Annotated in this window: 12 protein-coding genes; 3 read left to right on the top strand and 9 right to left on the bottom strand. The window is 64.3% G+C overall.

Annotated features, from left to right (window positions below):
- The first annotated feature begins 21 nt into the window (after positions 1-21).
- Complete coding sequence (locus ACIQLI_RS16130) at positions 22-1,146, top strand: RNase H family protein (RefSeq protein ID WP_400390234.1); 1,125 nt, start codon at positions 22-24, stop codon at positions 1,144-1,146.
- A 140-nt stretch (positions 1,147-1,286) separates the two neighbouring features.
- Here ACIQLI_RS16130 and ACIQLI_RS16125 read toward each other — a convergent pair whose 3' ends face one another.
- The 4 genes from ACIQLI_RS16125 to ACIQLI_RS16110 all read right to left on the bottom strand — a co-directional run bounded on the left by ACIQLI_RS16125 (position 1,287) and on the right by ACIQLI_RS16110 (position 4,693).
- Positions 1,287-1,577, bottom strand: coding sequence for a WXG100 family type VII secretion target (locus tag ACIQLI_RS16125; RefSeq protein WP_089593897.1), 291 nt, complete (start codon positions 1,575-1,577; stop codon positions 1,287-1,289).
- A gap of 184 nt (positions 1,578-1,761) precedes the next feature.
- Positions 1,762-3,228 carry a sensor histidine kinase gene (locus ACIQLI_RS16120; protein ID WP_400390232.1) on the bottom strand — a complete coding sequence of 489 codons (1,467 nt, stop codon included), beginning with the start codon at positions 3,226-3,228 and terminating at the stop codon, positions 1,762-1,764.
- Between the two features lie 2 nt (positions 3,229-3,230).
- Positions 3,231-3,941 carry a response regulator transcription factor gene (locus ACIQLI_RS16115; RefSeq protein WP_089597209.1) on the bottom strand — a complete coding sequence of 237 codons (711 nt, stop codon included), beginning with the start codon at positions 3,939-3,941 and terminating at the stop codon, positions 3,231-3,233.
- 116 nt (positions 3,942-4,057) lie between these two features.
- Positions 4,058-4,693: a LysE/ArgO family amino acid transporter gene (locus tag ACIQLI_RS16110; RefSeq protein WP_354231172.1), complete on the bottom strand. Its 636-nt coding sequence runs from the start codon at positions 4,691-4,693 to the stop codon at positions 4,058-4,060.
- Positions 4,694-4,761: 68 nt separating this feature from the next.
- Between ACIQLI_RS16110 and ACIQLI_RS16105 the strand changes: the two genes are divergently transcribed.
- Both ACIQLI_RS16105 and ACIQLI_RS16100 read left to right on the top strand, forming a co-directional pair.
- Positions 4,762-5,685, top strand: a complete 924-nt coding sequence (locus tag ACIQLI_RS16105; protein ID WP_400390229.1) for a LysR family transcriptional regulator ArgP — start codon at positions 4,762-4,764, stop codon at positions 5,683-5,685.
- A gap of 69 nt (positions 5,686-5,754) precedes the next feature.
- Positions 5,755-5,979 (top strand): hypothetical protein, encoded by a 225-nt coding sequence (locus ACIQLI_RS16100; protein WP_354230996.1) that lies wholly within the window; start codon positions 5,755-5,757, stop codon positions 5,977-5,979.
- A 16-nt stretch (positions 5,980-5,995) separates the two neighbouring features.
- Here the strand turns inward: ACIQLI_RS16100 and ACIQLI_RS16095 are convergent, their stop codons facing one another.
- The 5 genes from ACIQLI_RS16095 to ACIQLI_RS16075 all read right to left on the bottom strand — a co-directional run bounded on the left by ACIQLI_RS16095 (position 5,996) and on the right by ACIQLI_RS16075 (position 13,229).
- Positions 5,996-8,116: a multicopper oxidase family protein gene (locus ACIQLI_RS16095; protein WP_400390228.1), complete on the bottom strand. Its 2,121-nt coding sequence runs from the start codon at positions 8,114-8,116 to the stop codon at positions 5,996-5,998.
- Positions 8,117-8,128: 12 nt separating this feature from the next.
- A complete protein-coding gene (locus ACIQLI_RS16090; RefSeq protein WP_354230992.1) occupies positions 8,129-8,602 on the bottom strand; it encodes a hypothetical protein in 474 nt (157 codons plus the stop codon).
- A 202-nt stretch (positions 8,603-8,804) separates the two neighbouring features.
- Positions 8,805-10,463, bottom strand: coding sequence for a DNA repair helicase XPB (locus tag ACIQLI_RS16085; protein ID WP_400390226.1), 1,659 nt, complete (start codon positions 10,461-10,463; stop codon positions 8,805-8,807).
- 13 nt (positions 10,464-10,476) lie between these two features.
- Positions 10,477-12,945, bottom strand: a complete 2,469-nt coding sequence (locus tag ACIQLI_RS16080; protein WP_354230988.1) for a helicase-associated domain-containing protein — start codon at positions 12,943-12,945, stop codon at positions 10,477-10,479.
- A 68-nt stretch (positions 12,946-13,013) separates the two neighbouring features.
- Positions 13,014-13,229, bottom strand: a complete 216-nt coding sequence (locus ACIQLI_RS16075; RefSeq protein WP_354230986.1) for a hypothetical protein — start codon at positions 13,227-13,229, stop codon at positions 13,014-13,016.
- Between the last annotated feature and the right edge of the window lie 93 nt (positions 13,230-13,322).

Genomic DNA, 13,322 nt, shown 5'->3' with positions numbered 1-13,322 from the left:
GGGTCTGGCAGGATTAACGTCATGACGATTATTGCTGCCGCCGATGGGTCCGCCCTCGGCAATCCTGGGCCGGCCGGTTGGGCCTGGTACGTTGATGACTCCTGTTGGCGCGCAGGAGGTTGGCCGCACGGCACCAACAACCAGGGTGAACTCATGGCCGTCCTGGATTTGTTCCGTTCCACGGCGCATGTGCCCGAGGAAGATCTGCTGATCCTTTGCGACAGCCAGTACGTCATCAACTGCATCAGCAAGTGGATGCCGGGATGGAAGCGCAAAGGCTGGCGCAAAGCCGACGGTAAGCCCGTGCTGAACGTGGACCTCCTCAAGGACATCGACCAGGCGATAGTTGGCCGAAAGTACAAATTCGAATGGGTCAAAGGGCACGCCGGACACGACCTCAACGAAGCTGCCGATGAGCGTGCACGCGCTGCAGCAACGGCGTACCAACAGGGGGTCGCGCACCGCAGCGGGCCAGGGTTCCCTGATGCCCCTGGGCAAGGCGAGGCGACAGGGCGGGACCAGGCACAGCTGGACGCCGGCGTAACCTTACAGGGGCCCGCTCAGGCGCAGTTGCAGACGGACGCGCTGGCCCAAACCCACACCCGGGCTGGAGAGCCCGTTATTGCGGGGGCAGCGGCCGTCTCGTCGGGATCGGCGAACGTTTCCAGAACATCAGTTGGTTCCGCCCCCTCGAAGGCCGAGCGCAGCTCCCGACCCCATTTTGAGCCGACACTCTTTGGAGAGTCCGGGATCTTTGGCCAGCCTGATCTCTTCAGCGAACTCGAGGATGCTTCCACCCAGGAGCTCTCCGCTGAGGAGGCGGTACTGGCCTTGGAACGGGAACTGCTGCGGCCGGATGTTCGTGCTGACATTGGCAGGATCGGAGTGCTGCTCCACCCCGACTTTGCCGAGATCGGCAGCTCGGGACGGTTCTGGACCCGGGACGCCATGATGATGGCCTTGGAAGAAGATCCAGGAGAACCTACTGACTTGGAGCTGCTCAGTGCCGACCGTCTCAGCGAGAACACCATCCTGCTGACCTATCGGAGCCTTGCCCACACGGGTTCAGCACTGCGCAGCTCTGTCTGGATGTTGGACCGTGGCCAATGGCGGCTCCGGTTCCACCAGGGGACCTTGGAGAGTTAGGGACACCGGAGGGTCAGGGACTCTGGAGGGTCAGGGACTCTGGAGGGTCAGGGCCCCTGTCCCGCAGGCTCATGACCTGCAGGGCCGGCATGCACAGGGGGGAAGACAGCCGGCCCCGCAGGAGCTCATGGGTGGGATGGTTAGTAGGCGAAGCGCTGGGTGTTTCCCTGCTCCACTTCCGAGTAACTTGCTGCGGCCGAGGACAGTGCCAGGTTGATGGACGCGAGCGAGGCCTCCACTTTGCCCTGGGTAATGGACCATTCAAGGACCAAGGACTGGAAGTTGGTGGCGGCCGATCCGCGCCACGTTGCCTCGAGTTCGTCCAGGCCCCGTTTCATGGTCAGCACATCAGAACTGATGCGATCCACGGTTCCTTTGACATTGGCCGACTTGAGCTGAAGCAACTCGGTATCGACGGAGATGACGCTCATGGGTGGTGCCTTTCGACGAAGATGTTCCGCAGGTTGCGGTGGGATGCGTGGCCACATCATTGAGCCTAGGCACCCGCCTGCAACCCTGGAACACATCTTCGCCGCTATGTGGACAAGTGCCGGACAACGCAGTTATGTGGACAAACAGCGCGCATCAGATGACTGCGAATTCGAAACGGCAGCGCTAGCTTGATACCAGCTCGGCCGGCTCCTCACGGAACGGAAGGCTCACCACCATGGTGGCCCCGCCGCCGTCGGTCTCCGTGACCCGCACGGTACCGCCGTGGGAGCCCACGATGGCGGCAACAATCGCGAGACCCAGTCCACTTCCACCCGTTTCCCGGGTGCGCGAGGTATCCGCGCGGTAGAAGCGTTCGAAGATCTTGTTGGTTTCCTCATCCGGAATACCGGGACCATGATCGCGGATCTCGATCACTGAAACTGATGATCCGGTAGGGGCTGTTCGTACACCGACAGCAAGCTCGATGGGGCTTCCTTCCGGCGTGTACCTCAAGGCATTGCCCACCAGGTTGCCAATGACCTGGCGCAGTTTGGCTTCGTCGCCTTGCACTGGAGCAGCGGTGGGGGAGGCGCCGTCGAGCCCTGTAAGGGTGATGCTGCGGTCCCCGAAGGATGCCTTGGTGTCCACCACGGCATCGTGTGCCAGAAGTTGCAGGTCCACAGGCTTGAGTTGAAGCGGACGCTGCTCGTCCAAGCGGGCCAGCATCAGCAGATCTTCCACCATGGAGCCCATGCGCTTGGCTTCGCTTTCGATCCTGCCCATCGCCATCGCGATGTCTTCCTGGGACGTGAGGGCGCCGTGACGATACAGCTCCGAGAAACCACGGATGGTCACCAGCGGCGTCCGCAGTTCGTGGGAAGCATCGGCCGCGAAGCGACGCATGCGCCCTTCGGAGGCGGCTCGGGCAGCAAAGGAGGCCTCAATGTGCGCCAGCATGGCGTTCAGGGAGCCGCCGAGCCGCCCGACCTCAGTGTGGGGGTTGTCGATGTCCACACGGCGGGACAGGTCGCCGGCGGCAATGGCAGCAGCCGTCTTTTCCACCTTGGCCAAGGGCCGGAAAGACCGGGCCACAGTCCAGGTTGCTATGAAGAACGCCAACACGAGAGTCAACAGGCCAACGCCTACCACCACCAGGACGGCATGCTCCATGACTTTATCCACCGGGGTGAGTGGCAGCCCGATGATGACCACGCCGTTTTGCCCGTTGGCCACCACGCCCACGGCAACTACACGCCAGTTGGTACCTGCTGTGCCTCTGACCTGGAAGGGCGTGTTGCCGCGCTGTTTGGCCTCGGTCGAGGTGATGTTGGAGATTGCAGGGCGGTCTGTCTGGCTGCCGCCGAACGGGTAGGGATCAAGCCCGGGGACATACAGCGTCAGTGAGTAGTCCGTGGGCACGGCGGAGTCGTTGGGCGCCGTCGGGTTGGGCTGGGTCAACTTGTCAAAAGACTGCTGGTCTTGCGCCAGCGCTACAGCGGCCTTGAGTTTGTCATCCACCTGGCCCTGCAGGTAGCTCTTGACGAGCGTCAACGTGCCGGAACCCGTCGCAGCCAGGGCCAGCAGGAGCAGGCCCATGATGATGGCGACGAGCTGCGACCGCAGGGACGCCGACTTCCAGCGTTGCAGCAAGGTCAGCGCTTCTCTGCCGTTCGCAGCACGTAGCCCACGCCGCGCTTGGTCTGGATGAGGGCGGCGGCATCGGGATCGATGTCCACTTTGCGGCGCAGGTAGGAAATGTAGGACTCAACGATCGAGGCGTCACCGTTGAAGTCGTATTCCCAGACGTGGTCCAGGATCTGGGCCTTGGAAAGTACCCGGTTGGGGTTCAGCATGAGGTAGCGCAGGAGCTTGAACTCGGTAGGGGACAGCTCGATGACGGTGCCGCCGCGGCGGACCTCGTGGGCGTCGTCGTCGAGTTCGAGGTCGTCGACGCGGATCACGGCGTCATCGTCTTCCAATGGCTGCGTGCGGCGGAGGACGGCGCGGATGCGTGCCACCACTTCGTCGAGGCTGAACGGTTTGGTGACGTAGTCGTCCCCGCCCACGGTCAGGCCGGTGACCTTGTCCTCGGTGTCATCCTTCGCGGTCAGGAACAGGACAGGGAAGTGCTTGCCGGCAGCGCGGAGGCGGCGCGTCACTGTAAAGCCATCCATGTCCGGGAGCATGACGTCCAGGACAGCGAGGTCCGGAGAGTGGAGATCGGCTGCGGCGAGGGCTTCGCGGCCATTGGACGCGGCAACGACCTCGAAACCTGCGAAGCGCAGGGACGTGGAGAGCAGCTCGCGGATGTTGGGTTCGTCATCGACGACAAGGAGCTTGGCTTCGGGGCCGTTCTTTTTCATGACATCCATGATGCTCCCAGAAACTGGGAGTTCTCTGGACGCTGCATGTGAGCGCACTGCGTGGCTGGATGGGGCTCACGCCCCGCACGAGCACGCCACTAGGCGCCCGGCGCCACCTAGGCACCCAACGCCAGGCCCGCTCCCAGCGCCACCATGGTCACGGCGATGCCGCCGTCCAGGAACCGCCACGACAACGGCTTCGCGAAGAAGCCACGGAGAAAGCGGGCACCGAAACCCAGGGAGCAGAACCAGAGGATGCTGCCCAGCATGGCACCGGCCCCAAACCACCACTGCAGTGGAGTGCCTTGCGCGCTGGCAATGGAACCGAGCAGGGCGATGTCCAGGTAGACGTGCGGATTGAGCCACGTCAGTGCCAGGACAGTGGTGACGGCCGCTGCGACGCCGCGTTTCGCGCCGCCGTCGTTGGCTGGTCCGTCATTGGTGATCAAAGACTGCGGGCGCAATGCGCGCCGTGCCGCCATGATCCCGTACGTCACCAGGAAGGCGGCCCCCACATAACGGAGAACGACGACGGCGGCAGGGGCTGCCGTGATGAGGGCGCCGGTGCCAAGGACACCGGCAGCGATCAGCACTGCGTCGGACAACGCGCACACCGCCACGACCGGGACGATGTGCTCGCCACGGATGCCCTGCCTCAGTACGAAGGCGTTCTGTGCGCCGATGGCGACGATGAGGGCCAGGCCTGTCGCAAGGCCGAGGCCTGCGGAATGAAGGAAGTCGGTGTAGTTCATCCTTCGAAATTACGGGCGCGCATGACTTTAGACCAGCTAATGATTGTGATGCGGCATAAGATTTTCTTATGCCGCAGTTTCCTTCCGAGCAGTTGCTGACCTTCGCCACCGTCCTCTCCGAGGGCACTCTGGACTCCGCAGCGCGCCTCCTGCACATCACGCCCTCCGCTGTGTCCCAGAGATTGAAAGCCCTGGAGCAATCTGCGGGTCGTGTCCTGCTGCAGCGGAGCAACCCGGCCAAAGCCACTGAAGCGGGCGAGGTGGTTCTTCGCTTGGCCCGCCAGGTGGCCCAGCTCGAAGCGGATGCAGGACGGGAGCTCGGGTTGGGTACAGACGGTGCGCGTCTTGCCCTGCCGATCGTGGTCAACGCGGACTCATTGGCGGTGTGGTTCCTGCAGGCGCTGGCGAGTGTCCCCGAGGATCTCAATGTCACGTTCGACCTTCACCGGGACGATGAACAGCATTCAACCTCCCTGCTGCGCTCGGGTACGGTCATGGCGGCAGTGACGGCGACCCCCGAGCCCGTGCAGGGGTGCCGCGTGGAAAGCCTGGGCGTCATGCGGTACAGGGCCGTCGCGGCGCCGGGCTATGTGGACCGGTGGTTCCCTGATTTCCCCCATGGCCTGGACGGAGAGGCCCTCAACGCAGCTCCCACAGTGGATTTCGACCGCAAGGACACCTACCAATGGGCCTTTGTGCAATCGTGGCCGGGGGCAGCCGGAAAACCAGTGACGGAACGACGCGGGCCCCGACACTATGTTCCGGCCTCCCACGATTTCGGTGACGCGATCCGGCTTGGCCTGGGCTGGGGGCTGATCCCGGAGGTCCAATGCGGACCCGATATTGCCGACGGCAGCCTCATTGAACTTGCCCCGGAGAGGCCTTTCGATGTCCCGCTGTATTGGCAGCGCTGGAAGACGGCTTCCAGGGTGTTGGACGTTCTCAGCGATACAGTGCGTGAAGTATCCGCGCGGTACCTCACCGCCGCCTGAATGGGGCTAATTCCGAACACGCCCGGGGATGCTTCCAATAATGTCAGTGCCCCGTTCCACACTTTAAACATGGCAAACGCAGCAGCTCCAGTCAGCATTCACCAGCACCAGGACACAGCGGACATCGAGTTCCACGTGACCTATCTCGACAGCGAGACGGGCAGGGTCAGGCGTGAGGACTTCCATGACCTCTCAGCCGCCGAGCGCTTCGCCAATGCCCGGCTCCGTGACGAGGAGTGCTGGGCAGTAGTGGACCAGGTCACCGTCCAGCACACCCGCCGGATGGTTGCTTAGGCGCTCACCGCCTGCATTATTCAGGCCGGTTCCCCGAATGGCCGCCATGGACAAACGGGGATGACACGCCTTGGTACTTCAGCAGCATCATCATTCCTTCGGCTGCATGATCCAGGTTGTGGCAGTGGTCCATCCAGATCCCGGGGTTATCGGCGTGGAGCAGCAGCTCCCACACTTCGCCCGGCAGCACATCCACGGTGTCCAGGACAAGTGGCGACCCGGTGGGTGCCACACCGTTCCTGCTGAGCACCCGGACATGGTGGCCGTGGGGATGCATGGGGTGGGGATCCGCCGTTCGGTTCACCACCGTCATTTTCACGGTGTCGCCGAGAGCTACATCGATGGACGGCACCAGCGGGTACGCCGCCCCGTTCACCGTAAACGCATACCGCGGTATGCCGTCAACAAAACGGAACTGCCGGTCCAGGACAACCACCTCTTCCCGGGTGATGGTGGCCTCCTCCAGCCCTGGCCCGCCCCTTGGTTCGCCATAGTCCAGCAGGTCGAGCACAGGGGTGGTGTTGAAGATCCCGGGAGCGGCCTTCCCCGGGACGGTAATGTCAGGGGACCCGGACGGAGCTACCACAACAACAGCACTGGACGCGGAGTCGGAGCGGAGGGTCACGGGCTGGTCCGTCATGGTGAAGGCGATGTCCACCCTGCCGCCGGCCCCCAGCCGCACCAGCTTGCCGGACACCTCGCCAGGTTGGTTTACCTCGGTCCCGTCCACCGCCACCGCCCTGAAAGATGTCCCCTCCACGAGGTAGCGCTGCGGCAGGGAGTCGGTGTTGATGAGCCGCATCCTGACGCTCGATCCCAGCGAGGCCGGGTACAAGCTCGTGCGGTCTGAGGAGCCCAGCAACCCCAGACCGCTGAGGTCGTGTCCGGCCACCACGATGTCCGTTCCTGCGCGGGACGCGGTGGGGTCGTGCACGACGAAGGTGCCGTAGAGGCCCTTGCGGACCCCCTCGGCTGAATCCTGGTGGGTGTGATACCAGTAGGTGCCGGCTTGGGCGGCAGTAAAGCGATAGGTCATGGACTGCCCGGGCATCACGGCATCCTGGGTTGCCCCGGCTACTCCGTCCATGGCATTGGGAACGTCGTACCCGTGCCAGTGCAGGGTGACACCGGCTGCCACATCACGATTCTTGAGCTCCACCTCCATGACCTCGCCCAACGTGGCCTCCAACGCAGGGCCCGGGAGGCTGCCAAACGTCCACGCTTCCGTGCGCTGACCCGACGGCAGCGTCACCTGCTCCACCCGGGCCGTGAGTTCGTAGCGCCGGACTACGGGATTGGCTGGGGACTCGCCCAGGAGGCTGGTCACGGGCATCGGGTCGGCAACGGACCCGGCGTTGCCGCCTTCGTGATGCCCGACGGCGGCCGCGATCACCGCGCCGTCCGCTGACCGGCTTCCCAGCCAGGCAAAGGCTCCGGAGCCCAAAGCGGTACACGCCATGAGCCCGGCTACTGCGGCAGCCGCCGTCGGACGCCTGCCCCATGGGAGAGCGCCGCTGGTGCGATCTGCAGGTCCTGGCGCAACGTCGCTCCCACCTCCGCTGCCTGTCCGGGTGAGGCGGCGGGGCATGAACAGCGCGAGCTTGGCCAGCAGCACCATCAAAGCCATCAGAGCCAGCAACACCGCGAGGCTCCACGGTGCCGGGAACGGTCCAAGGATGAACGTCAGGGCGAGCGAAGCCACAGCCGACGCCGCTGCTGCCACCAGGGCCAAAACTGCCCACTCCCGGGACCGGGCCGTATTTTCCCGGCCCGGGCGTGCCGGTGTTGTCCCATCAGTTGGGGAGCCGGTGTTCCGCCTCCTCAGCAAGTACGGAACACCGGCCAGCGCGGCCCAAGCCGCGGGGATGGCGGTCAGAGGCACGTTGATGGTTGTGCGTTCGCTGGCAAACCACCAACTGCCGGCCACCAAAGCAGGAAGTAAGGCATAACGCGCCATCGTCAGTGCGACGGCGACACCCACCACCAGCACGCCCAGGCCGACTGCCCGTGACGTGGACACCTTGCGGTTGGTGGTGGACCTGATTGAGGAAAGAGTCAACCAAACGGCGGTGATCCAGGCGCCGGCCGAGAGGACGGACAACACCAAATCTACCGCCAGCAGCTGCGAGGTGGTCACAGCTGCCGCTGGTCAGGCTGTGGAGGGCGACGTTGAAGCATCCGGGGATGCAGCTTTGGGAGGCAGCGGTTGTGGGTTGAGGGCTGCCGCCCGGGCGCGGTTGAACAGCCAGTAGGACATGAAGATCATCATCACGCCGACGATGGGGTGGATGGAGACAACCCACGAGCCCGCCGGGGTGATGAATTCCGGCGAAGAACCGGTCAGCATGCCGCCGATGATGAAGATGAACAACTGGAGCCATGTCAGCAGGAAAATGCCTGCAGCCAACCAAATCGTCCGGGATCCCATCCGGGCAATGGCAGCGACGATGGCGGCCAGCAGTGCTGAATAACGGAGTACGTACTGTCCGTTGACCGCGTGGAAGACGCCCGCTTCACGCTGGGCTTCGATGGTGTTCTGGAAATGGAAGTATCCGGCGAAGAACAGCTGTGCGAGTGCTGACAGCAGGACGATCGCGGAGAGGACCAGGAGGGCTTTGCGCATTGGGGAATCCTCTGGTGGAAATTCTCAGATTCTTCTAGGCCTTCGAACCGCCGGCTCCCTGGCTGCGGGCTTCCCCCACCGCCGACGGCTGGCCGCCTGGATGCCTGGACCGGGGGCAACCATTAAGGGCGGAGAGCTTCACTTGGAATCGTAAAGTTGCTGGAGGGCAATAGCAAGGGTTTGCCGCTTCAAGCCGGGGCTTTTACTGTTCCTGCCCCACGTCCTTGCCCACATCCTTGGCATCCATGATCCGGTAGGCGTAGCCCTGTTCGGCCAGGAAGCGCTGCCGTTTGGCGGCGAAATCCTGGTCCAGGGTGTCGCGGGCTACCAACGAATAGAAGCGGGCAGCACGGCCGTCCTGCTTGGGACGCAGGAGCCGGCCCAGCCGCTGTGCCTCTTCCTGGCGTGAGCCGAAAGAGCCCGACACCTGGATGGCCACTGACGCTTCCGGAAGGTCGATGGAGAAGTTGGCCACCTTGGACACCACCAACGTGTGGATCTCACCCTTGCGGAACGCGTCAAAAAGTTTCTGCCGTGCTTTGACGGTGGTTTCGCCCTTGATCAGGGGAGCGTCCAAGCGCTCGGCGATCTCGTCCAACTGGTCGATGTACTGGCCGATCACCAGCAGCTGTTCGCCTTTGTGGACCGCTACGAGGTCTTCCACCAACTTTGTCTTGGTCTCCGAGGTGGCGCAGAGCCTGTACTTGTCCGCGTCATCGGCCATGGCATAGGCCACGCGTTCGTCGCGGGGCAGGTCCACGCGGACTTCCACGCAGTCGGCGGGTGCGATGTAGCCCTGCGCTTCGATGTCCTTCCACGGTGCGTCGTACCGCTTGGGTCCAATGAGGCTGAAGACCTCACCCTCCCGGCCGTCTTCCCGCACCAAAGTGGCGGTGAGGCCAAGGCGGCGGCGGGCCTGGAGATCTGCGGTCATGCGGAAGATCGGGGCGGGCAGGAGATGGACTTCGTCGTAAATGATGAGTCCCCAGTCGTGCCCGTCCACGAGCTCCAGGTGCGGGTAAAGCCCGCCGCGCTTGGTGGTGAGGACCTGGTACGTGGCGATGGTGACAGGACGGACTTCCTTGACGGCTCCGGAATATTCGCCGATCTCATCTTCGGTCAGGGAGGTCCGCTTGAGCAGCTCATCCTTCCACTGCCGGGCCGAGACGGTGTTGGTGACCAGGATCAGCGTGGTGGTGGAGGACGTCGCCATCGCTGCCGCACCCACCAGGGTCTTGCCGGCACCACAGGGGAGTACGACGACGCCGCTGCCGCCGGCCCAGAAGTTCTCCGTGGCCAGCTTTTGGTACGGGCGCAGCTGCCAGCCGCTCTCGTCCAGCATGATGAGGTGAGGCTGTCCGTCCACGTACCCGGCCAGGTCTTCTGCAGGCCATCCCACTTTGAGGAGCAGCTGTTTCAATTGGCCCCGCTGCGAGGAGTGCACCACCACTGTTTCGCCATCGATCCTGGGCCCCAGCAGGGGAGCGATCTTCTTGGCGCGGATGACTTCCTCCAGCACGGGGTAGTCGTCGGTGCGCATCACCAGGCCGTGCTGGGCATCTTTCTCCAGACGCAGCCGGCCGTAACGGGACATGGTCTCTTCGATGTCGATCAGCAGGGAGTGCGGCACGGGGAAGCGGGAGTACTTCAGCAGGGTGTCCAGCACCTGTTCAGCGTCCAGTCCAGCAGCCCGCGCGTTCCAGAGCCCCAGCGGTGTCAGCCTGTAGCTGTGCATATGCTCGGGGGCGCGTTCCAGCTCTGCAAAAGCGGCAATGGCATGCCGGGCCTCGGTGGCGAGCTCGTGATCCACTTCCAGCAGGATGGTCTTGTCACTTTGTACGATCAGCGGACCGTCGGTCACAGTTGAATCCTTTTCACGAGCGCAGTTCTCCTGCGGGTTCCACATCGATGATCCGGTGGATGGACAGTACCCGTTCGGTGTCCTTCGCGGGGTCGAACACCCTGACGCGTCCACCGGAGACGGATACAGGAACAACGGTTTCAGTGTTGGCATTCCCCAGGCTGTCCACCACGTTCATGGTGACGGCCTGCTTGAGCCGGATGGCCGTTTGAAGGGTCTCCAGGCCAAGCTGCGTGGACGCTTCGCCTGCCGCTTCGGACCGCACTCCGCGGTGCTGGCGAAGGACCGACAACTGTGCGTCAACGTCCTCCTCCGGGGGAGCCGTCCGCGGCGCGGTGTAGACAGGGCGGGCACTGCCCGGCACCGCTGTTGTCCGTTTGAAGCGCACGACGGCGGGCTCGGCCTCCTGCACGGCAGGGGAAAGTCCCAGCTCACGCAGCACGCGGGCAGTTTCCCGGGGACTGGCTGAGGATGTCAGGACAGTCGGGGCGATACGCACCAGGCTCAATGCGGACGTACGGGCCTCGCGCAGCAAATCGGTGATGGCAGTTTCGTCATCGCTTTGGATGAAGCTGGCACTGGTGCCAATCCTTAAGCGGCCATGCCGGGACGCCGTGTCCTGGACGAGGTAGGCCAGGGGCTGGGGCACGTCCGTGGCCGAGTGCTCCCGAAGGAACGCCAACAGCGATTCCGCATCCTGTCCGGCGTCGAGTGCCCTGCGGATGGTGGCAGCAGAAAAACGGTAGATGGACGCAGGACCCTGGCCTTCGGCGTCGGCCATCAACAGCAGTGTCTCGCTCAGCTCCGGAGCCAGGTACCCGGGGGCCACTGCGGTGAGGTCGGCCTGCAGGAGAATGTGGTTCACCGCAGCGGGCAGATGCTCGCCGAGGATGGTCATGGCCTGCTCGGGTTGGGCGTCGGCAATGGCCGCGCCCAACTGCGTCAAGGCACCAGAGCCCATCAGGCCCAGGAGCGTGGCTTCTTCAAGAATGCCGCGGACCAGTGAACTGAACCGCCGGGACATCCGCGGCTGTGACCATTCAGCCCGCTGCAGGACAGCCCTGGCGTCCAGGACGGGCGCTTTGCCATCCGGCGCGGCGGCTTCCGCAGTGAGTTCGTGCAGGATCTCAAGGACACGTCGTCGGACCACCGGGGCATCAGGCCGTTGCGCTTCCGCGGACAACGCGTTGATGGTGGTACCGGCGGCGCCTTGATGGGAGGTTGCCGACGACGCGGGACCGGTGAGCGGCTGGCCCACCAGAGAGGGTGCACGCTCGCTGGCCAGCCAGGCATTGACCAACCAAAGCCACTGTTCCTGCCGGGGAAGGTTGAGCCACTCCAGCGACGGCGGCTGCACCCACGTGGAGCTGTCCACGTCCAGGCGGAGCAACCCGGCCATGGCACACAACTCCAGGAGGACGGCGGTCTCATGGACACCCAGACGGATGGACTCGGCAAGGCGCCGCAGTTCGCGCACACCCACACCACCGCTCCGGAGGGTAGCCAAGGGTTGCTCCCGCACGGCGAACAGCAGTTCACCGGTCAGCCGCAGGATTTCCGCTATGGCCCCCATGGCAGCGTTGCGTCGCAGGGCAGCGCTGGTGTGGCCCAGCTCCGGAACCGGCGGCGAGAGCGTGAAGTCATCCACAATGGCGCCGCCGCGGAGCGCAAGGCCCACACTGTGGGGGAGTTCCACGTGGCCGGCGTCCAAGGGGACCAGCAAGCCACGCGCTAACAGCCAGTCAATAGGCCCGACGTCGTGACTTTCGTGGGTGACGGAGGCCCGCCGCTGCGCCTGGGGTACTGCACCCATGGCCCAGCTGCCGAACTTATCCAAGAGGCCAACAGTCCGCTCCGGTGCCGTTGCCAGGATGGAGCGCAGGCCCTCCGGTGTGGAGGTCCACCGCTGCAGCGCAAGGGCAGCATCCATGGGGGTGCTGGCAGGGTGGATGCCGGCACCGCTCTGGTGGAGTTCGGCCACCAACTGAACTACCCGCTGGGCGAAGGCCGGCTGCAGCCGCACCAGTTCCGTGTAGCTCCTGCCCAGGCCAGCCGGGTAAAGGCCGATCACATCCTTGAGGCTGCCCACCGGAAGGTAGAAGCGCTGGCGCGAGGAGGTGGTCGGTGTGCCAGCGGGCGGATCCGCGCGATGGACGAGTGCCAGTTCCTGCAATTTGGCAAGGATCGGGTCCAGCGCCGAAAGGGTGGACCCGGCAATGACCTTCTTCAGGCCGGCTGCGGAGATGCTGTGTCCGGTATCGGCGTTGGTGCAGAGATGAAGAGTTTCCAGGACCTGCATCTCGGGCTTGTTCAGCCGTTCCAAGGCCCGCTGCACACTGACGCGTGCGCTCGCCCTGGCAGCCAGGGCCGCAAAGTCGGGGGCCATGGGGGAGATCAGGTCCGGTCGCGCAGCAAACAAGGCCCGCAGCGAATCGTCGCTGCGCGCTTCCAGTTCCTTGCTGAGCGCGCGAATGAGGGACATCAATCCAACGTTACCGCCCCCGGGGCGTTGCTGCCTGTCAGCAGGTCAGTTGCTTGCAGGTGGGGCGGTTATTGCCGGCGGCGCTGGCGTACAGCGTCCAACACCAGTACCACTGCCAGCATGAAGGCTACGGGCAAGCCGTAAAGGGCCGTGTAGGTGACCCAGACCGGGGCCGCTCCGCTGTTGTACGCGATCACCATGACGGCGCCGACGGCGGCCAAGGAGGCCACCGCAATCACTGCGGCGATGATCATGAGGGGGCGGCGGTAACCCGGGGAAGTCATGTCCCCAACGCTAGCAGCAGCGCCGGAAGGGGAGGTACTGGCGCCCTTTGGATGCAGCTCCTGCTCTCTATAATCGCGGCGTGATCGCGGCAA

It is taken from the genome of Paenarthrobacter sp. NPDC091669, assembly GCF_044756725.1.
Classification (GTDB): domain Bacteria; phylum Actinomycetota; class Actinomycetes; order Actinomycetales; family Micrococcaceae; genus Arthrobacter; species Arthrobacter bambusae_C.
This window is presented reverse-complemented; position numbering and strand designations above follow the sequence as displayed.

Excerpts from the sequence above, each read along its gene's own strand:
- ACIQLI_RS16130 (WP_400390234.1), top strand. The coding sequence starts at position 22 with ATGACGATTATTGCTGCCGCCGATGGGTCCGCCCTCGGCAATCCTGGG.
- ACIQLI_RS16125 (WP_089593897.1), bottom strand. The coding sequence starts at position 1,577 with ATGAGCGTCATCTCCGTCGATACCGAGTTGCTTCAGCTCAAGTCGGCC.
- ACIQLI_RS16115 (WP_089597209.1), bottom strand. The coding sequence starts at position 3,941 with ATGAAAAAGAACGGCCCCGAAGCCAAGCTCCTTGTCGTCGATGACGAA.
- ACIQLI_RS16110 (WP_354231172.1), bottom strand. The coding sequence starts at position 4,693 with ATGAACTACACCGACTTCCTTCATTCCGCAGGCCTCGGCCTTGCGACA.
- ACIQLI_RS16105 (WP_400390229.1), top strand. The coding sequence starts at position 4,762 with ATGCCGCAGTTTCCTTCCGAGCAGTTGCTGACCTTCGCCACCGTCCTC.
- ACIQLI_RS16100 (WP_354230996.1), top strand. The coding sequence starts at position 5,755 with ATGGCAAACGCAGCAGCTCCAGTCAGCATTCACCAGCACCAGGACACA.
- ACIQLI_RS16090 (WP_354230992.1), bottom strand. The coding sequence starts at position 8,602 with ATGCGCAAAGCCCTCCTGGTCCTCTCCGCGATCGTCCTGCTGTCAGCA.
- ACIQLI_RS16080 (WP_354230988.1), bottom strand. The coding sequence starts at position 12,945 with ATGTCCCTCATTCGCGCGCTCAGCAAGGAACTGGAAGCGCGCAGCGAC.
- ACIQLI_RS16075 (WP_354230986.1), bottom strand. The coding sequence starts at position 13,229 with ATGACTTCCCCGGGTTACCGCCGCCCCCTCATGATCATCGCCGCAGTG.